Source organism: Candidatus Amoebophilus asiaticus 5a2, assembly GCF_000020565.1.
Classification (GTDB): Bacteria; Bacteroidota; Bacteroidia; order Cytophagales; family Amoebophilaceae; genus Amoebophilus; species Amoebophilus asiaticus.
This window is the reverse complement of the sequence record NC_010830.1, coordinates 1,027,634-1,048,606: the sequence shown is the minus strand read 5'-3', so window position 1 is coordinate 1,048,606 and position 20,973 is coordinate 1,027,634. Positions and strand designations below refer to the sequence as shown.

Annotated in this window: 11 protein-coding genes, 2 tRNA genes and 3 pseudogenes; 8 read left to right on the top strand and 8 right to left on the bottom strand. The window is 35.3% G+C overall.

The features are described from left to right. Positions 1 to 73: 73 nt before the first annotated feature. Positions 74 to 2,572, top strand: coding sequence for a DNA gyrase/topoisomerase IV subunit A (locus AASI_RS04240; RefSeq protein WP_012472967.1), 2,499 nt, complete (start codon positions 74 to 76; stop codon positions 2,570 to 2,572). A gap of 799 nt (positions 2,573 to 3,371) precedes the next feature. Further along, positions 3,372 to 3,446 (top strand) — tRNA-Val (locus AASI_RS04235). A 172-nt stretch (positions 3,447 to 3,618) separates the two neighbouring features. Here AASI_RS04235 and AASI_RS04230 read toward each other — a convergent pair. The 5 genes from AASI_RS04230 to AASI_RS04210 form a co-directional block, all read right to left on the bottom strand. Further along, entirely contained in the window at positions 3,619 to 4,377 is a 759-nt protein-coding gene (locus AASI_RS04230) for an alpha/beta fold hydrolase (RefSeq protein WP_012472966.1), read from the bottom strand. Positions 4,378 to 4,501: 124 nt separating this feature from the next. Beyond that, positions 4,502 to 5,038, bottom strand: coding sequence for a CvpA family protein (locus AASI_RS04225; RefSeq protein ID WP_012472965.1), 537 nt, complete (start codon positions 5,036 to 5,038; stop codon positions 4,502 to 4,504). Between the two features lie 513 nt (positions 5,039 to 5,551). Beyond that, complete coding sequence (locus tag AASI_RS08130; RefSeq protein WP_083758826.1) at positions 5,552 to 5,773, bottom strand: tetratricopeptide repeat protein; 222 nt, start codon at positions 5,771 to 5,773, stop codon at positions 5,552 to 5,554. Positions 5,774 to 5,786: 13 nt separating this feature from the next. Next, a protein-coding gene (locus AASI_RS04220) for an IS5-like element ISCaa8 family transposase (protein ID WP_148204952.1) occupies positions 5,787 to 6,579 on the bottom strand; the annotation gives its coding sequence in 2 pieces (ribosomal slippage) (positions 5,787 to 6,317 and positions 6,319 to 6,579; 792 coding nt in all). Between the two features lie 97 nt (positions 6,580 to 6,676). After that, a complete protein-coding gene (locus AASI_RS04210) occupies positions 6,677 to 10,315 on the bottom strand; it encodes a tetratricopeptide repeat-containing protein kinase family protein (protein ID WP_012472962.1) in 3,639 nt (1,212 codons plus the stop codon). Positions 10,316 to 10,442: 127 nt separating this feature from the next. Between AASI_RS04210 and AASI_RS08125 the strand changes: the two are divergent. Then, positions 10,443 to 11,203 (top strand): annotated as a pseudogene (locus AASI_RS08125) (IS5-like element ISCaa9 family transposase). A 522-nt stretch (positions 11,204 to 11,725) separates the two neighbouring features. Here AASI_RS08125 and dusB read toward each other — a convergent pair. Beyond that, on the bottom strand, positions 11,726 to 12,709 hold the full coding sequence (gene dusB, locus AASI_RS04195) for a tRNA dihydrouridine synthase DusB (RefSeq protein ID WP_012472961.1): 984 nt from the start codon (positions 12,707 to 12,709) through the stop codon (positions 11,726 to 11,728). A gap of 131 nt (positions 12,710 to 12,840) precedes the next feature. Between dusB and AASI_RS04190 the strand changes: the two genes are divergently transcribed. The 3 genes from AASI_RS04190 to AASI_RS04180 are packed head-to-tail and all read left to right on the top strand — an operon-like array spanning position 12,841 to position 16,319. Continuing rightward, on the top strand, positions 12,841 to 13,740 hold the full coding sequence (locus tag AASI_RS04190) for a CPBP family intramembrane glutamic endopeptidase (protein WP_012472960.1): 900 nt from the start codon (positions 12,841 to 12,843) through the stop codon (positions 13,738 to 13,740). A 26-nt stretch (positions 13,741 to 13,766) separates the two neighbouring features. Next, positions 13,767 to 15,119: a UDP-N-acetylmuramoyl-L-alanine--D-glutamate ligase gene (gene murD / locus AASI_RS04185; protein WP_012472959.1), complete on the top strand. Its 1,353-nt coding sequence runs from the start codon at positions 13,767 to 13,769 to the stop codon at positions 15,117 to 15,119. 6 nt (positions 15,120 to 15,125) lie between these two features. Then, positions 15,126 to 16,319: an FtsW/RodA/SpoVE family cell cycle protein gene (locus AASI_RS04180; protein WP_012472958.1), complete on the top strand. Its 1,194-nt coding sequence runs from the start codon at positions 15,126 to 15,128 to the stop codon at positions 16,317 to 16,319. Between the two features lie 58 nt (positions 16,320 to 16,377). On the opposite strand, the pseudogene AASI_RS04175 reads toward AASI_RS04180, so the two are convergent. After that, positions 16,378 to 17,170, bottom strand: a pseudogene (locus AASI_RS04175) (IS5 family transposase). Between the two features lie 222 nt (positions 17,171 to 17,392). Between AASI_RS04175 and AASI_RS04165 the strand changes: the two are divergent. Both AASI_RS04165 and AASI_RS04160 read left to right on the top strand, forming a co-directional pair. Continuing rightward, a tRNA-Glu gene (locus AASI_RS04165) sits at positions 17,393 to 17,464 on the top strand. 211 nt (positions 17,465 to 17,675) lie between these two features. Further along, on the top strand, positions 17,676 to 19,136 hold the full coding sequence (locus AASI_RS04160; protein ID WP_012472957.1) for a cryptochrome/photolyase family protein: 1,461 nt from the start codon (positions 17,676 to 17,678) through the stop codon (positions 19,134 to 19,136). A gap of 957 nt (positions 19,137 to 20,093) precedes the next feature. On the opposite strand, the pseudogene AASI_RS04155 reads toward AASI_RS04160, so the two are convergent. After that, positions 20,094 to 20,917: pseudogene (locus AASI_RS04155) on the bottom strand (IS982-like element ISCaa5 family transposase). Positions 20,918 to 20,973 lie beyond the last annotated feature (56 nt).

The window sequence follows — 20,973 nt, the reverse complement described above, 5'->3', positions numbered from 1 at the left end:
ATCACCATACTTTTTTAAAACAAAAATCGTAGTTAAATTTATTACATAGGCCAAATGCGCAATAAGAATCACTATGTCAGAAGAAATCATTCCTCATAACGCTACTATTCATGATCTTACTCCCATAGGCGATATGTACCAAAGCTGGTTTTTGGACTATGCCTCCTATGTAATCTTAGAAAGAGCTGTACCAGCCATTGAAGATGGGCTTAAGCCCGTTCAACGCAGAATCTTACATGCAATGAAGGAAATGGATGATGGGCGCTATAACAAAGTAGCAAATATCATTGGGCAAACCATGCAATACCATCCTCATGGAGATGCTTCTATTGCCGAAGCGATCATCAATTTGGGTCAAAAAGAATTATTAATAGATATGCAGGGTAACTGGGGAGATATCCGTACAGGCGACAGTGCTGCAGCTGCCCGTTATATTGAAGCAAGACCTTCTTCCCTAGCGCATGCTATCTTATACAGCCCACAGATTACATCTTGGCAGCTAAGCTATGATGGCAGAAAAAAAGAACCAGTTACTTTTCCTATTAAGTTTCCGTTGCTTTTAGCGCAAGGAGCAGAAGGCATTGCCGTTGGCTTAGCCACCAAAATATTACCGCACAACTTTTGTGAACTGATAGAAGGAGCTATTGCTGTACTCCAAGGAAAAACTACCAATTTGTTACCAGACTTTCCTACAGGCGGCTTGGTAGATTGTTCTGCTTATAACGAAGGTAAAAGAGGTGGCAGAATACGCCTAAGAGCTCGTATTGAAATTCTAGATAAAAAGACCCTAGCCATACGTGAAATCCCCTATGGGACTACCACTAACAGCCTCATTGAGTCTATTATACGAGCTTATGAAAGAGGTAAAATTAAAATCAAACAAGTAATCGACAATACAGCAGAAGATGTAGAAATATTGGTTCACTTGGCTCCTGGCCAATCCCCTGATGTGGTCTTGGATGCACTGTATGTATTTACAGATTGTGAAATAGGTATTTCACCCAATACCTGTGTAATTAAAGATGAAAAGCCAACCTTTATAGGAGTTAATGAATTGCTGGAATACAATACTTACCGCACCAAAGATATTTTACAGCAAGAATTAACTCTCCAACATAAGAATTTACAAGAAAAAATTCTGTTTGCTTCTTTAGAAAAGCTTTTCATTGAAAAGCGGATTTATAGAGATATAGAAGAAAGTGAAACTTGGGAACAAGTACTGCTAACCATTGACCAAGGATTAGAACCTTACAAAAAACAATTTTATAGGGCGATTATAGAAGACGATCTTGTAAGGCTTACAGAAATTAAAATTAAGCGTATATCTAAATACGATAGCCAAAAGGCTGAAGATGCACTACTTGTATTAGAGAAAGAATTAGCCGAAGTAGAACATCATTTACAACACCTAACAACCTTTACTATTCAATATTTCAAAAACCTACTAAAAAAGTATGGAGCTGGTAAAGAGCGCAAGACTGAAATCAGGACCTTTGATACCATAGAAGCTCATGCTGTAGTAGCCAACAATCAAAAACTATATATTAATCGCAAACAAGGATTTATAGGATATGGGTTAAAAAAGGATGAACTAATTGGAGATTGCTCAGACTTAGACGATGTTATTGTTTTCAGAAAAGATGGGAAGTGCCTTGTAGTTAAAATAGCAGAAAAAGTATTTGTTGGAAAAGATATTATTCATGCTGCTGTCTATAAAAAGAATGATGAACGTCGTGTCTATAACCTAATTTATATAGATGGCAAAACAGGTATAGCGAGGGCAAAAAGGTTCCAGATGCTTGGCATTATTCGTGATAAAGAATATGATGTAACTATCGGCAGTACTGGTTCACGCATATTATACCTAACTGACAACCCTAATGGAAATGCAGAAGTTGTTACAGTAATTTTATCACCTAATAGTCCGGCACGCAATAAAGTTATTGATTTTGATTTTGCTAGCTTACAAATAAAAGGAAGAAACAGCCAGGGTAATATACTAACCAAATACACAATCAAAAAAATACAACTTAAAGTTGCAGGCCAGTCTACATTGGGAGCATTAGAAGTTTGGTATGATGAGCACATAGGAAAGCTAAATACAGAGAATAGAGGCAAATGGCTAGGAACCTTTAAGGAAGATGATCGCGTATTATTACTCTTACAAAGTGGACAATACATGCTTACTAATTATGCCCTTACCAACCACTATGAGCCAGATCAAGTTATACTTTTAGAGAAGTTTGATCCTAAATGTATTGTATCAGCAGTTTATTATGATGGAAAAACTAAACAACATTATGTAAAACGTTTTCATATAGAAACTACTGTGCTAGATAAAAAATTCTGCTTCATTTCAGAAGCTAGAAATTCCAAACTTATAATAGCCACGGTTACTGCAACCCCACAAATATGTATGGAGTATAGTATAGCAGTTGGTGAAGCCACACAGAATTTAATTTATGATTTAGGAGATTTACCTGTTAAAGGGTGGAAAGCAGTAGGCAGCCGGCTTTCTAAATATATAATTAAAGAAATAACTTTATTACCGGTACAACAGGAGCATGATTAAAAATTAATCTTTAAATCATGTGTATTCTATTATACTACACCTAACAAGAATTCTATAAACTCTATCAAGTAGTATAGCAATTGTACACAAGGTAGACCGCCATAAAATTGTTATGGCACACTTTAATTAACAGAGAAACGGTATGCGTTCACGAGTCTACTATCTTTAAGATGAGCCAAAAGCACATATTCTATTTAGCATCTAGCTATAAAACTATTGTTGATGGTTAGTATATGGTTAATTTTATAGTTGCTTCGTGTTTTATTCTTAGCAACAAAAGTGCTTTTTATATTTAAAATAACCTGTTACTAGCATTGGCAGACCCGTGAATACGTACAGAAAAAGAATACCGTCAGCTTGTGCTGCAGTAATCATTTCTTCAGTAATAAGTGTTAAATTTGGTGCGGTATCTCCATTACCGTTTTTATTGTCTCGACATGTACCACAAGAAGTTGCTATAACTGATAGCAGTAATACAGCAATCCCTACATAGTTATAGTTATTATTTTTAAAAAATTTTCGTAAGCTTTAAGATTTGTATAAAACTATTATTAAAATATGTTCACATCTTTTAGGGAGCATATTGTGTGCAAGCTAACAACGAATTTATAGATATCTCAATTTACCACCCTACTTTTCTGGCGAACTACTTGTAGCGCTGTTAACTTCATAATTCTCATTTCTACCTCTGAGTTCTTTCACCTTATATACTACCAAGAAGCTATATAACTTGCAATTTTAGTTTTAAATTTTGCATTTGACCTTATTTATATTGAACTTGGGTGCCAACAAGACTATTGGGTGATTAGCTCAGTTGGTTTAGAGCGTCCCGTTGACATCGGGGAGGTCACTGGTTCGAGTCCAGTATTGCCCACCTAGAAATGCAATAATATCCAAAGTATAGTTGTTCATAGAAGTGCAGAAGTGCAAGAGAATTTTTATTATAACTAGCTAGTTAATAAAAATGATTACTATGTATGTCCGAAACTCAACACCTATTGCTAGTTACGCTTGTTAAATAACCTCGCTAATCTCTATCAATTTAATTAAGTTTTAGCTATTAGAAATTGGTTCATAATCTGATTGAATTTATCTGGATGCTCCATCATAGGTGCGTGGCAACACTTATCGATAAACTGTAAAAAACTATTAGGTATTAAGGTATTAAACTCGTGTGCTACTAAGGGAGGTGTAATAGTATCATTTAGTCCCCAGATCAATAGTGTATTGATTTTAATTTCAGGGAGCCTATCAGCCAAGTTATGGCGTTGTGCAGACTTGGCAATTGCAACTATCCGAAGAACCCTATTACTATCTTGCACTAGATTAAAAACTTCATTAATATATTCTTCTGTAACTATTTCAGGGTCATAGAAAGTATACCTTACTCGTTCTGCTATATAGTTATAATTGTTCCTTTTAATAAAAGAAGCTCCCATTGTATTCTCATATAACCCTGAACTACCTGTAAGTATTAGTCTAGAAACTTTAGCGGGATTTTCCAAAGTATAGATGAGAGCAATATGTCCGCCTAATGAGTTGCCTACTAGCGTAAATTTTTCAAGCTTTTTACTTTGAATAAATGTATCTATAAATTCTACTAACCCATCCATATTTGCCTTCTTTAAAGGCATTTCATAGATAGGGATTAGAGGAATAATAACCCTATAACTTTTAGAAAAATATGCTACAACATGACCCCAGTTGCTTAAGGCACCAAAAAGGCCATGTAAAAGCAAAAGTATTTCTCCTTGGCCTTCTTCAATATAACTAAAGCCACTCTCCTTCCTAACCGTTAGATCCATGATATAATAGAATATTTAATATTTTCTATACAAGATAAAAGAATAAAAATAGTCTTAAAAATACTAATTTAATAACTTCAAGAGGTTACACTTATAGTATTTTTATACAACTATTTTTTTACAACTAACATCCCATTAAATTGTTAGTGGTTTCACTAAACTTTTTAAACCATTCTTGTAATGTAGGCAGCCAGCTAGGTAACCAACCTAAAAAGCGTGGGGCAAATGGTTTGATAATAGGAAGAATATATGTATCACTTAAATACTCGCCCGGTAAATTAAAATGTAATAAGTCAGCTACCCATACAAAAGTACTTACAAAAAAAGCCCATTTAAAAATACCCAATATAGCGCCCATTAGCCTGTCCACCCAACCCAGTAATGTCATACTGATCAAGTATTTAAAAAGCTTACCAACAAGCGTTATGGCCACTACAATACCTAAAAATATTAATACAAAAGCAAGATACGGAGCAAGACTTCCTAAATTACCATTACATTTCTTTAGAAAACCAGCGAAATAATCCATCAATTTAATACTCCCAATAGTAGCTAGAAAGAATGCTCCTAAAGAAAATATTTCTAATACAAATCCCCTTCTGAACCCACTATAAGCTCCCCATATAAGTAAAACTGACAAAAGTATATCTAACGATTTCAAAATTAATTCCAGTAATAGATTATAATAGCAATTAAATTCTAAGCCTGTTGAGAGCTACTGATAATTAGCCTGTAGCTTGTCAAGCATTGGTTATTATATGTTTCGCAAACTAATTAAAAGCAATTTAAACACATTTCACCCCTTCTCCAATTTTAAGAAAAACATAAAACACAAGATTTTATCACTCATTGAAGAATAACCAAGATATTGATAGGCTAATATGCTGTTTAGACCCGCTGCAAAACGATAAATAATCAGCTTTCTATCCATGTTTTTTCTGGTTGAACCAACTTTTAGCACCGGGTCTATTCTAATATTAGAAATCTAATGGACATATCAAACGAAATACCTCCAGGTTTATTCCATTAGCCCATATTCACTCATTTTTCTAATAACAGCAATAAAATTTCTATATTATCAGATTCAATAGCCACCTGTAACGGCATATGCACAGATATATTATTGAGCTGATTTATATTTAAGCCTGCTGTTAATAAATAAAACTCCCTTAGATTATTCTAAAGCATTACAAATTAAATCTAGCTTTCGATAAGTTCGATAAGTAGTAATTATAGAAGGGTGATTATCTGGATAGATTGCCTGCTTCATTTCAAGAGCTTGTCCATAATACTTTAAGGCTTCTTTATATTTTTCTAAAACTATATAAACTGATCCTATACTATTCATACAAGTAGCTATAGCAGGGTGATTACCTGGATAGAATCCCCGATTTATTGTAAGAGTCTGTTCATAATCTTTGTAGGCATATTCTTAGAAAAGCAAGCACCACCATTTGTAAGCTTGTAGTTAATCTTCTCTCACAGTTTTTCCATAGGCGTCGGCATTTTTCCAGCCAGCCAAAACTTCGCTCCACTATCCATCGCTTAGGTATTACCTTAAATCGATGCAATTCGCTCCTTTTAGCTACTTCTACTTCCGCTCCCTGAAGGACTTCTTTTACTTGGTTGGCAAACACTTCTCCACTATAGCCTCCATCTACGAGCACCTTCTTTACCTTAGCTAATTGCTCTTTGTGATCTTTAAGCATAGTTACTGCTCCATCTCTATTTGTTTCACTAGCCCGTGTAACATATATCCCATGCGGTAAGCCTTGGCTGTCTACGGCTATGTGGCGCTTGATCCCGTTTATCTTTTTAGCTCCATCATAGCCTTTCTCTTTGGCTGTATCTGTATTCTTTATGCTTTGCGCATCTACTATAATCAGGCTCGTTTGGGCTGCTTTACCTGCTTGCTTCCTCAGACGAGCAACCATATTTTTTTAATGCTTCTTCTAGAAAGCTTATGCCATTTTCTTGCTTTTCACTCCATATCTGAAAATAAGCATGTACCGTACGCCATTTAGGAAAATCTTTAGGCAACATTCTCCATTGGCAGCCTGTCTTGAGCAGATACAGTAATCCAGAGAATACCTCATATAAATCTACCTGGCGAGGTTTAGTCTTTTTTCGGGCTGCTTCCAAAATAGGGCGTATAACTTCAAATTGTTCTCTATTAATATTAGTAGAATACTCTTGAGTCATAGATAAGTCCCTTTTTTATCAAGTTATTGACTAGTTTCCTCTCTAATCTAATAAATATTAACTTAATGAACAAAGATCTTGAACAGGCTCTAAGAACTTACTCACAATATTTCAACGCTTCCCCATATTCTACTAAAGCCCGATAAGTTGAGCCTATGCCATTCATCGTATAAGCTATATTAGGGTGATTGTGTGTATAGAATCTCTGATTTATTGTAAGGGCTTGCTTATAATATTTTAAGGCTTCTCGATACCTTCCTAAAGCTCGATAAGTCGATCCTATGCCATTCAGCGTATGGGCTGTATTAGGGTGATTATCTGTATAAAACTCCTGATTTATTATAAAGGCTTGCACATAATATTCAAAGGCTTCCTCAGGTTGGTTTAAATTTTCATAAACTGATCCTAGATTATTCAAAGACGCAGCCATAGAAGGGTGATTATCTGGATAGTTTGCCTTCTTTATTGCAAGAGCTAGTTTATAATACTTTAAGGCTTCCTCATATTTTCTTAAAGATTTATAAACTGTTCCTATATTATTCAAAGACGCAGCTATAGTAGGGTGATTATTTGGATAAGTTAGATGCTTCATTGCAAGAGCTTGTTCAAAAGATTTTAAGGATTCTTTGTATTGTCCTAAATCCCTATATATTAATCCTATATTATTCAGAGACTTCGCTATATGAGAATGATTATCTGGATACAACGCCAGTTCTATTGCAAGGGCTTTCTCAAGGTATGTTAAGGCTGCTTTGTGTTTTCCTAAACCTCGATGAGCTGATGCTAGGTGATTTAGGGAAGCAGCTCTAGCAGGATGATTGTCTATGTATAATATCCGATTTATTGCATGAGCTTGCCTATAATACTTCAAGGCCTGCGGGTAGTTACTCTGTACTTTTTCACTATAGCTACCCATACAATCAAGCAGTTCAGCTAATACTATCGATTCTTCTAAATTTCCTCCTGTTTTTGCTAAGATAGATACCACATGCGGAACATATAATCTTGCTTGCTCCCAATTCTTATCAGGGACTGGCTTTGCATTAGGTATACACTTATGTAGTACTTGTATCAGAGGGTTCAATGATTTTTGCCCTAGTATACTAGTACTTTCACAAGAATTCAAATACTCCTTGCCTGCTGCTTGTTGTACTACTTGCTGTAAGAGTCTATGCATGGATAAATACTTATATACCTCTCCATCTTGCTGCATTTCTCTTTCTTGGAGCAACTCATAGTCTATTAATATCTGGCGCACTTCACTAGTTGCAGAAGGATCAAGTTCATTAAATAATCCTTCTAACAGTTCATATGGAATTCCTTCCGGCTCACAAAAAGTTAAGCTTTCTAATACCCGTAATGCTAAAGGGCACCTCTCTTCTAACTTTTTAAATGTTGCTTGCCATAAAGTAGCAATCGAGTGCGGGAGTTCTTGTCCAAAGAGCTTAGGGTTTTGTGTTAAAATATTGGAATTCTTAGAAAGCTTTTTTAGAAACTTATCTACAGAAACCTGCTCTCGGCGTATATAAGCGCATGCATAGGTGATGGATAGAGGTAGATAGCCTAAAAATTTAGCAAGCTTATTCGCATCAGTATTAGAACATCCAAGTAATTTATTCACTAAAGCACGGCCTTGAATAACATCTAAACTACCAATTTTGATTGGATTAGACCAGCTAGGTTCACGGGTAGTGATTAAAACATGTACGTCTTCCTCTATAGGCAAATAAGCATTTAATGATTTTGGCTCATCTGCATTATCAAATATAAGCAGCACTCGGCTTTTCTTTTCCTTCCAATACTTTAACAATGCTTCTTTAGCTTCCACAAAATTTGCCCCCCTATCAATCAAATTTAAATCTATAGCTAGCAATCTAAATTGTTCCTGTAGCTGGTTAGGGTTGTCTGCACTACTAAACCAGTATATCTTATTGAAATGTGCTTGAATATCTTTATGGTAAATGATATAGTTAGCTAGCTCGCTTTTTCCTACCCCACCACTACCTTGGCAAACGGTCATGTTATTGCTGGGAGTCAACAAACTCGCTAATAGCTGATTTTCTAATTCAGGGCGGGATATATACTTGGCAAAATTTGATAAAGGTAACAAGCGAGGAATATGTACTTTATACTTTTTTATTCGCTTCTCTACTTGTTGGTGCTGAATTAGATCTTTTAAGTAAGTTTGTACGGACGATGGTAATGTTTGTTTGAAGCAAGTATATGCTAAAGCTTCTTCAGGTGTAGGTCTCTCTTGGGGATCAGGTGTTAATAATGCGCGGATAAGCTCCCATATACTTCCTGCGGCAGGATTGGCTAACTCACTAACTTTCTGTATAATATCTTCATAATCTTTATACGAACGACAACTTTTTGCTACAGTCTTATAATAAAATGGGCGATTATACCTTTTTTTATACTTTTTATTGGCTAGATATAACAAAGTCAAACCTACTGACCAACTATCAAATTTTCTAGGATCATGAAACTGTTCATCAATATATCCTAACACACTTAAAAAATATTCAGGACTGATATTGTCAGGATACATATCCTTAACCTTTGTTTGATACAAACCGGTAAAAGCTTCACTACATCCAAAATCTATAATTCTCAAGTTAACATCTTGCTCTAGCATTACATTACTTGGTTTAAGATCCCCATGTAAATAACCTTTTTCATGCATCGTTGCTAAGCCCGTTAGCATTCGAGAAGACAGAAAAGTAAGCACCTGCTCTTTAAAAATAGTATCTACCTGACTTAAATCTATATTTCTAAGATCTCCTAATACGGCCAAAGGCATTACTTGATAAAAAGTAACTTGATTGTCTTTATTCTTCCCCTTCCATGTATCTAAAGCACTCATCAAATGTGGCAATTGAGAAAGCACTTGCTGAATTTCCGCTTCTTTTTCTTTAATCTTTTCCTCCGGAACTATTTTGATGGCAACGTAAGTCCCATCTTCTTGTTGCGCTAAATATACCTTACCAAAAGAACCTTCACCTAAAATAAAATTTTTATGTATTTGCTGACCTAACTGGAAATCTATTTCTAAACCCGTGGCTTGGTGAATAGATGCTGCTGTTATTCGATCAATTGTATGTAATAAACAATATTTTTTCCCTTGATCACTTGTTAGCTGTTCTTGCTCTCTTTCATTTGGTTCTGTTGATCCATCTTTTACTTCCTTTTCTGCCTCCTCGTCTGACTCATGTGGTCCTCTTATTTCAATAGGTATTATATATGAAGACATTGCTTTCCCCTTACCAAATCTTTCCTTGGAAAAATCAATATGAATAGGTGACTTATATGAAGGTATTTTCTTTCTTTCGCTAATTTCTTTATCTCGTTGATCCAGTTGATATATATCAGCAGGCATTGCAGATGGGAACTCAAATACTTCGTCCTTTCTAGCTGATTGATATGTAGTAATAAGCGTTGTATATGAAGATATTGTTTCTTCTTCAACCTCTTCCTGTTCACTATTTCCATCTTCTTCTATCTCAGATTCAGTATACTCTTCTTGTTCACTATCTTCTTCGGACTCTTGATGGGTTTGCTTTGCATTTGCAACTCCATCCAAGCCTAACCTTTGCTGGGTACCTACTTCACCTTCTGTAGACTGTACTACAGTTGGAGCTATAGTAGGAAGCGGATTACCACAACTCTCTAAAAGAATAGCAATGAATAATAATAGTGCAATTATTCTATGTCTTTTATTGTATAATGTAAACATGGCTAATAAGATTTTAAAGAATGATTATCTGAATTGAACTCTTAGAGGCTGTCTAAAAAGGGTAATTTAGATAGGAAAAGCAGACAAAACTTTATAAAATTAGTTAGTGAACTTTAAACTAACAGCTATGCCATACACTAGCGATTTAACAGATAAGGAATGGGAAGTGTTAGAACCATTAGTTACTTACATAGGTCCTTGCCGACCCCGTAAATACACTATAAGAGAAGTATTAGATGCTATTTTCTATTTAGAAAAAACAGGCTGTCAATGGCGCATGCTACCTGCCCATTTTCCACCCTGAAAAAGTGTTTATGACTTGTATTATCGCTGGCGAAGAAATGGTAAATGGGACTTAGTCCATGATACACTTCGAGATCAAGTACGAGAAAAGTTGGGCAAACAAGCCATACCTAGCGCTGCCATTATGGATAGCCGCTCGGTTAAAACAGCACAAAAAGGGGGTCGAGAGGCTATGATGCAGCAAAAAAAGTAAAAGGCCGTAAGCAGCATATTATTGTTGATACGCTGGGGCTTATACTTTGTGTGGTAGTACATTCAGCTCACTTATCAGACTCAAGAGGATGTCATCTTTTGCTTATTCGCCTTTTTAATACATTCCCTTCTATTAAACACATATGGGTAGATGGAGGATACCAGAAAGGATGTATAATGTGGGCTTATGGGGTGCTAGGTTATACTTTAGAAGTTGTACAACGGCTCTCAAATGGGTTTCATATTCTAAAAAAGCGATGGATAGTCGAGCGTACATTTGCTTGGCTGAGTTTTTCTAGGAGGCTCTCTAAAGATTACGAGCATAATCCCAAGTCTTCTGAAACACATATTAAAATTGTTATGATTAGAATCATGCTTAAGCGGCTTTTATGACTCCATTTTGGCTTTTTAGACAGCCTCTAAGAAAACTTTGAATTGTTGTTTGAAATAAACCTTTAGAAAACTCTGAATTATTGTTTGAAATGAAATATTAGAAAAGTTTGAATTGTTATTTAGATTGAAATATTAGAAAATTTAGAATAATTGTTTGAATTGAACTCTTAGAAAACTTTGGATTATTGTTTGAACCGAAATATTAGAAAAATTAACTATGCCTCCTCCTCCAATCATTATTATGTATCTTACTGTAAAGAGATCTATAACACGGAGGTAAAATTATTATATAAATTTGAATCACCCAAAATAAAATACCTATTTTTATATAAAGCTATTTTATACGTCATAACATGACATATAAGTTCTTCTAATCTCCTAATAAGTATTCAAAAATTTTAGCTCATATGCATCCAAGAAAAGTAAAACAGAAAATTAAGTAAGCTTTATATGATTATATAAAGACACAAAGGATTTAAAGAGTTAAAAATAAGAAGATTTTTCTGGTAGGTTTGTTCTTTTTTATGCAGCCATAAGCTTATTGACTAATTCAGCTAAAATAGACTCTACAGTTAAAAGGTCGCCTGCCTCTACCAACATTTGCCTATATGTTTTCACTTCGGGCAACCCTTTTAAATAGTTGGTGTAGTGCCTGCGCATTTCTAAAATACCAGTCCGTTCCCCTTTCCATTGTATGGCATGCTGTAAATGCTTTTGTAGCGTAGCAATTCTTTCTTGTAAATCTGGTGGAGCAAGCTGCTCACCCGTTTTAAAAAAATGCTTGATCTCTTGAAATATCCATGGATAGCCTATACTAGCCCTGCCAATCATAATACCATCAATACCATACTCATTCCTGTAAGCCAAAGCTTTTTGTGGAGTATCAATATCACCATTACCAAATATAGGAATGCGTATAGCTGGATGATTTTTTACATCAGCAATATAAGACCAGTCAGCCTCGCCTTTATACATTTGCTGGCGGGTACGCCCATGAATGGTAAGTGCTTGTATTCCTGCATCTTGAAGGCGTTGTGCTACCTCTACAATTTTAATGGAATTAACATCCCAGCCTAAACGGGTCTTGACAGTTACAGGTAGTGAAACGCGCTTGACAATCTCTGCTGTCATAGTTTGCATTTTAGGCAAATCTAACAAAATACCCGCTCCAGCACCTCTGCAAGCAACATTATTAACAGGACAACCGTAATTGATATCAAGCAGTGCTGGGCTAGCTGCCTCTGCTATTGCAGCTGCTTCTCGCATAGATTCTATTTTTTCTCCGAAAATTTGTATGCCAATAGGGCGCTCATAATCGTAGATATCGAGCTTCTTTATGCTTTTATCAGCTTCTCGAATAAGGCCTTCTGCTGATATAAACTCAGTATACATCAAATCTGCCCCCTTCTCTTTACAAACAGCCCTAAAAGGAGGATCGCTCACATCTTCCATAGGAGCTAATAGCAAAGGAAATTCACCTAATTCTATGTTACCTATCTTAACCATGAGCGTATAAAAAATTAATTAGTAGCACAATAATATTTTTGTAAATTTACAAAATAAGAATTTAAAATAGACAGGTTAGTTATGCTTATCAAACTTGTGCTATAAAACTTTATCAATAATATAATCATAGCATGTTAACTTCTACCAATAAGAAAAATAATATTTGGCATTACCTAGTAGCACTTATAGGTGTTATATGTATAAGTGTATTAGCAGGACAATTAGCCTTAAACGGTTTATTCACTATTGCTAAAAGTTCCTATTACCTTTTAGGTAAATACAAAGTAAATTACAGGAGCTTTTTACTCATTTCACAGGCTATCATGGCAAGTGCTATTTTTATAATAGCGCCCCTACTCTATTGTTTCTCTATTGAAAAGAAATCTGTACGCTATTTTTTTGTAGGAGAACAGCGTTACAGCCAATTTATTATGCTAACTATTGGGTTAACACTAGCTGCTATAATGGTTAATACAGTATTTACTTACTGGAATGTGCATATAAAGTTTCCAGCTTACTTAAAAGCCTTTGAAACATGGGCACAAAAAAAGGAATGGGAATTGAAAAAGCTTACCGACTTACTTACCAATTTTAAATCAATTCAAGATTTACTAATAGCTATTGTAATAATAGGGTTAATTCCTGCTATAGGTGAAGAGCTACTCTTTAGGGGTATACTTCAAAACTTATTTTTTAAGAGTACACAAAATATACATATAGCTATTTTAACAAGTGCCTTTATTTTTAGTGCTATTCACTTACAGCTATATGGGTTTTTACCTAGATTCTTATTAGGCGTTTTATTTGGATATTTTTATTGGTGGACCCAAAATTTAGTTTTTCCAATTATAGCACATCTTTTTAATAATAGTTTTGCACTAACTGTATCATTTTTATATCCCAAAAGCGCTACTGTACATGAGCTAGAAGGTTATGAACTACCTCCTATACCTATCATTATAATTTTTGCCATTATAGGAACATTGCTAGGTATCTATATACAGAAAAAGACACGCTACTTGCATAAATAAATTCAACCTATATCAACATAGATAATATGAAAAAGTTAGTCGTTTTAGGAGCAGGGGAAAGTGGAACAGGAGCTGCTCTATTGGCACAAGCAAAAGGCTATCAAGTATTTGTCTCAGATAAAAACATAATTACAAAAGGCTATAAACAGCAGCTATTAGACCATAAAATTGAATTTGAGGAGTGCAAACATACCTGGGATAAGATAAAAATTGCCGATGAAGTTATTAAAAGCCCTGGTATCCCTAATCATATAGCTATCATACAAGCACTTCAAGAAGCAAGTATACCTATCATAGACGAAGTAGAGTTTGCGAGTCGCTATACAAAGGCTTCGCTTATTGCCATAACTGGCTCAAACGGTAAATCTACAACCACCCATTTAGCTTATCATTTACTGAAAGCAGGTGGACTAAATGTAGGTATAGCAGGAAATATAGGGACAAGTTTTGCAAGAAAAGTTTTATTAGAAGAGCATAATTATTATGTACTAGAGCTCAGCAGTTTTCAATTAGAACATCTACAGACCTTTAAAGCAGATATAGCTTGTATACTCAATATTACACCTGATCATTTAGATCGTTATGACAATCAACTAAATAATTATATAGCCGCTAAGTTTAGGATATTACGTAATATGATTAAAGAGGGGTATTTTATTTATAATCAAGATGATACTAACATACGTGAGTACCTTGTTAAACAAACTACTAATTTACCTCAACTCTATCCTATTTCTTTGACCCAATCGACCCATCACGGTGCTTATGTAGAAAATAACCATCTTCATTTTGTAGGAGACAACTACAATTTTCAACTACCTACCCAAACCTTACCCCTGCTAGGCAAGCATAATATATATAATACTATGGCTGCTATCTCGATAGCTAGTCTATTAGGCCTCTCTTACGCTTCTATCTTAGATGGGCTAAGAACTTTTAAAGGGCTACCTCACCGCATGGAATGGATTGCTAACGTTAATCAAGTAAGTTTTTATAATGATTCTAAAGCCACCAATGTAGAATCAGCTGCCGTAGCTCTAGAAAGCTTTACAAGTCCGATTATCTGGATAGCAGGTGGCTATGATAAAGGGAATGATTATAATGTACTAAAACCAATAGTAAAAAATTCTGTAAAAGCACTCATTTGCTTAGGAAAAGATAATCAAACTATCTGCAAAGCTTTTAAGGAATCCAATATTCCTATTTATGAAACACAAGTTATGCAGGAAGCAGTAAGCCTAGCATATACCCTAGCAAAACCACAAGATATAGTGCTATTGTCACCTGCTTGTGCTAGCTTTGATTTATTTAAAAATTTTGAAGATAGAGGAGAACAGTTTAGGTATGCAGTACAACAACTTTTAACTTCAATAAATTAAACACCCATGGTTATTAATAGATGGCTTAAAGATAACCTTAAAGGAGATCCTGTTATATGGGGAATAACCTTTTTACTGGCTATTTTAAGCATTCTAGTAGTTTATAGTGCTGCTAGCTCCTTAGCATATCGAAAAATGCAAGGAAATACAGAATACTATTTATTAAAACATACTTCTTTGATGTTGGTCAGTCTAGGAGCCATGTGGGTGGCACATCGTATCGATTATCGATATTATGCAGGTATTGCTAGAATAAGCCTTTGGATTTCAGTACCGCTTTTGCTAATAACTTGGAGGTATGGTATTAAAGTTAATGAGGCGTCTCGCTGGCTCACCATTCCTATTATTAACAGAGCTTTTCAACCATCAGATTTAGCTCAATTAGCGCTAATTGTACGTATAGCAAGCATACTAGCAAAAAACCAAGCTCACATAGCAGATATTAATAAAGTACTGATATCTATTCTAGGTTGGTGTGGAACTATCTGTGGACTGATTGCATTAACCAACTTATCAGGTGCCATCCTACTTTTTTTTATTTGTATTCTACTCATGTATTTCGGCCGAATACCTATCAAATACCTGGTTATTCTTGGATTGTCAGCAATGCTTATAACAGGATTAGCTTTATTAGTAGGCCAGCGAGGCAAAACAGCATTAAGTCGTATCCATGCTTTTAAACAGCAAGAAATACCTTTTCAAACAGAACAAGCTTATATTGCCATTGCCACAGGTGGGTTGTATGGAAAAGGACCTGGAAAAAGTACGCAACGTAACTTTTTACCTTATTCTTACTCAGATTTTATCTATGCTATTTTGGTAGAAGAATACGGACTTATAGGCGGCATAGCCGTTATGTTATTGTACCTTATCTTACTGTACAGAGGTATTAAACCCATAGCTGACAAAGCTAAATTTTATGCAGGCTTATTATCAGCAGGCTTAAGCTTTTTAATAAGTATGCAAGCACTGGTAAATATGGGAATAGCCGTAGGGCTAGGTCCTGTAACAGGGTTACAGTTACCTTTTATTAGTATGGGAGGTACTTCCCTTATGTTTACAGGTATCTCTCTAGGTATGATACTTAGTGCAGGCAGAGGAGAAATAGATACTAGCATAGATGCATTAGCTAATTCTAATGGGCAAGTTAAACCAACCAATACCTACAAAGTACTACCAACCAAGAATAACGAAAAGTAATGAAACTCATACAAGTGCTAAATATTATCTATAATATAAATAGGACTTAAGAGCCTGTTCATAATCTTTGTAGGCATATCCTTAGAAAAGCTAGCACTACCATTTGTAAGCTTGTCGATAATCTCCTTTCACAGTTCTTCCACAACCGTCGGCATTTTTCTAACCAGCCAAAGCTCCGCTCTACTATCCATCGCTTAGGTATTATCTTAAATTGATGCAATTCACTCCTTTTAGCCACTTCTACCTCCGCTCCTTGAAGCACTTCTTTTACTTGATTGGCAAATACTTTCCCTCTATAGCCTCCATCTACTAGCACCTTCTTTACCTTAGCTAATTGCTCTTTGTGCTCTGTTAGCATACTTATTGCTCCAGCTCTATCTGTTTCATTAACCTTTGTGATACCTATCCCATGGGGTAAGCCTTGGCTATCTAGGGCTATATGGCGCTTGATCCCCCTTAGCTTTTTAGCTCCATCATAGCCTTTCTCTTTAGCTGTATCTGTATTTTTTACACTTTGTGCACCTACTATAATCAAGCTTATTTGGGCTTGGCTACCTGATTGCTTCCTCAGGCGAGTAACCATGTCTTTTTAACGCTTCTTCTAGAAATCTTAAGCCATTTTCTTGCTTTTTACTCCATACCTGAAAATAAGCATGTATCGTACACCATTTAGGAAAATCTTTAGGCAACATTCTCTATTGGCAGCCTGTCTTGAGCAGATACAGTAAGCTAGAGAACACCTCCTATGGATCTACCTGGCGAGGTTTAGTTTTCTTGCCGGCTGATTCCAAAATAGGGCGTATAACTTCGAATTGTTCTCTATTAATATTGCTAGGATACCCTTGAGTCATAGATAAGCTCCTTTTTTATCAGGTTATCGATCATTATCCTGACTAATGTAATAGCTGATAGCTTATTAAACAAAGATTATGAACAGGCTCTTAGACATTTATAAGCTATTCTAAACAATTAAAAAGTACAGCAAATAATTAGATTATTACTTGCAAAAAGACAAGCAAGCATTTATATTTGCAAAGTATATTTGTTTTTGTTTTTCGGTTAAAGACAACTGAGGCCCGTTCGTCTAGGGGTTAGGACGCCAGGTTTTCATCCTGGTAACAGGGGTTCGATTCCCCTACGGGCTACACTCACACCCTCATATAATATATCTTTATCTCTTATTTGTTTTTTAAGCCTTAACAGCTCAGCCTTTACAATGTATAAAGCAGCTCTCTAATATTGATACCTGGCTATAAAAAAATAAGTATTGTCTATAGCTGGAAAAATGAACTGTGATAATTGTGTAAAGGCAAGAAATTTTATTAATTCAGCTGTTAGCATTTAAATATAAAGAATATGCAGCAACAGCCAATTATACTGGTTTTTTATCAAAACTTACGTTTCCATGACCAGCCTTTACTACTTGAAGTGCTCCAACATACCCAGCCTATCATTCCTATTTTTATTAATGATCCTAAAGTTATTGAGCGATTAGGAGAAGCCAGCCAATGGTGGCTATACCAGTCTATACGAGCATTTAAGCAACAGTGGAAATCAGCCTATAATATTGAGCTTATTCTTAGGACAGGAGATAGCGTAAGAGTTCTTCAACAACTGTTACAAGAAACCAATGCCAACAAGATTTATTTAGGAAAACGCTACACAAAATTAGAAAGGGAAATAGATGAAAGGATTTATGAGGAGCTCAATCGAGATGGTATAACCATAAAGTTTTTTAATACCCACCTCTTATTTGAACCAGCCAACATAAAAAACCAACAAGGAAATAGCTTTCAAATCTTTACACCTTTTTGGAAAACTTGTTTAACCAAAACCATAGAAGCTGACCTACCAGCGCCTGATCACATCTTTAATGGCTATAACCAACCCATTAATTCTGATGATTTAAGCGATTGGAAGTGGGGACATAGCCAAGCAGCTTGGACAAGAAAGTTAGCCAACCATTGGCATCTATCTGAATTAGCTGCTTTAAATAAGCTAGCTATATTTCTTAAGAATTCCTTAGCAGGCTATAATAATAACCGAGATCTTATTGCATCACCCAGCTTTAGCTCCCAGCTATCCCCTTATCTTAGATGGGGACAAATAAGCGCTAAGAAAATATTTAATGAAGTCATTCATACTATGGAAAGAGACCCAACTATCCAACAAGATGGGAATACTTTTTTGAAAGAAATAGGCTGGCGAGAATTCTCTTATTATCTACTGTATCATCACCCATCCATGCAAGAAGTTCCACTGAACAAGCGATTTCAGGACTTCCCTTATGAAAATAATCTAAGCCTTTTAGAAAAATGGCAAAAAGGTACCACTGGCTTTCCTATTATTGATGCTGGTATGCGCCAGCTTTGGCTAGAAGGCTGGATGCCAAACCGACTACGGATGATAGTCGCTTCATTTTTAATAAAAGACTTATTAATTAATTGGCAATTTGGACAGGCATGGTTTATAGACACTTTAGTAGATGCAGACCCTGCCAACAATGCCAATAGTTGGCAATGGGTAGCCGGTTGTGGTACGGATGCATCTCCTTATTTTCGCATATTTAATCCTATTACACAAGGAAAAAAATTTGACTCAGAAGGGAAATATATTAGAAAATATGTTCCTGAGCTAAAAGATTTACCAACCAAATATATTCACCAGCCTTGGGAAATGCCCATTACTTTACAAGAAGAGTATAATGTAATAATTGGGAAAGATTACCCTCACCCCATAGTAGATCACACAATACAAAAAAACAAGGCTTTAGATTGTTGGAAAGAATTCAAAGGAAAAGGCTATCTCGCTGGTTAGCAGCATCAATACATTAGATATTAAATTTGTTCAATAATTTGAGTTATTATATACTTTTCTAGCAAGCAATAATTCAACAAAGTAACCTTACAATCATTTTACTAATATATAGTTATAGTACAGTAGAGCCGCTGCGAAACAGAAAATTGATAAAACTATTGGATTTTTGAGAGATAAATTTACTATCTACAAAAAATCAACCTGCCTTTTTTATACTTTAAATGCCTATTTTTATTTTTTGTGTTCTCTAAATTGTGAAAAATACTCCTCTGTTTTTTTATAACAGTTGTTTCGCAGCAGGTCTAATTTAAAAATTATTTTGGTATATATAACTCCAAGTGGCTTGGTTAATTTTGAATAAATTTACTAACCCAAAAGAAAACTCATATATGAAAATTTTCCCAAACATAGATAGATATTTTGCCTATTTTTTAGCAATATTAATACCTTCCCCTTCATTACAATGTAAATGTAATAGAAACCCTTCCTCAGGCAACAATTGTCCAGTTAACATTCAAGACCACGATGTCACCCAAGAAATGCTAGATAGTATTTATAATAACAAGCTTAGAGTTTCAGCTTTATACAATATTCTTAAATAAATAGCCGAAAAAAAGACTATTGATTGGAATAAAGAACCTTATATTTATGAATTATTTTACACTATGTCGTCATGCGAAGATACTAATCCACACCATCAAGCAATAGTATCACTACTACTTAAAAAAGGTGCACCATTAGATACTGCAACGCTGCAAAGAGCTGTTGAATTGAAAAAACTAATTTCACCAATATACTTATTAATAATGCTCCTCTTAGTATGCTAAATATAACCAATGAAGAGGGACTTAAAGTATTGGAACAACTATTAATGAAAGCAATCAGATATTACCACCATGTACCTACAATCAAGGTACTATTAGCAAATAAAACAGTTAATGTAAATAACCTAAGTTGCTAGTTAAGAAAAGCTTTGTTGATTTGAAAAGCTAGCAAGAACAAGAGTATTTTGATCAGAAAGCCTTGGAAGGTAACAGCATGAATCTTCCTTAAGAAAAGGCCTTTAATGCCACTAATGCTGGTCTCTATCACTTTTCGCATGCGCTCTTTGAGATAAGCCAGAGAAGGCGTATCCTTTCGATGAGCATTAGATTTACGCTGAGAATAAAGCTTAATCCTATCATCAGCCAACATATCTTCTAGATGGTAGTTAGTATAAGCCGAGTCAGCATAAAGTGCACTACCAGCAGGCATAGAAAAGGGCAGTTGGTGCAATCCTTTTACATCCGCTTGGCTGCCAGCTACTATTGAGAATTCGACCGGAATACCACAATCAGTAGTAATAAGCTGCACTTTAATGCCATAAAAGTAACGGCGCATAGAGGCTTTGTAGCCTCTGTAAGCTTCACTTTGTAATAGTTTACATCTGCTAATACGTATGTTATCGCACACAGGCACAGGAAATGAATCCAATACAAAGTCCTTACAAGTGGCTACTTGCTTGATAAAGTGCCTATTTCTAAAAAGAGCGAAGTTATCTCTTCTCCTATAGCATGCAAGCGGCGATTGTACCTACTTTTATCGAGCATGTTAGGGATAAGCTTAGTGGAATGCATAAACGATCGAGCTTTGTCAAGATGTCCGCCAAAGTATAAGGCTGAGATGATAGCTGTTGTGAGTACTTCTGCATCCGACAACTTCCTTTTTTTATCTTCTTGATGATGTAAATACTTGAGTAAAGTATCAATAAATGAGTATATTGCTATTGATTTTTCAATCATAATGACCTCCGATTTATTGGTTTAAGACAAAAACAAGATCGGAGGTTTTTTACTCT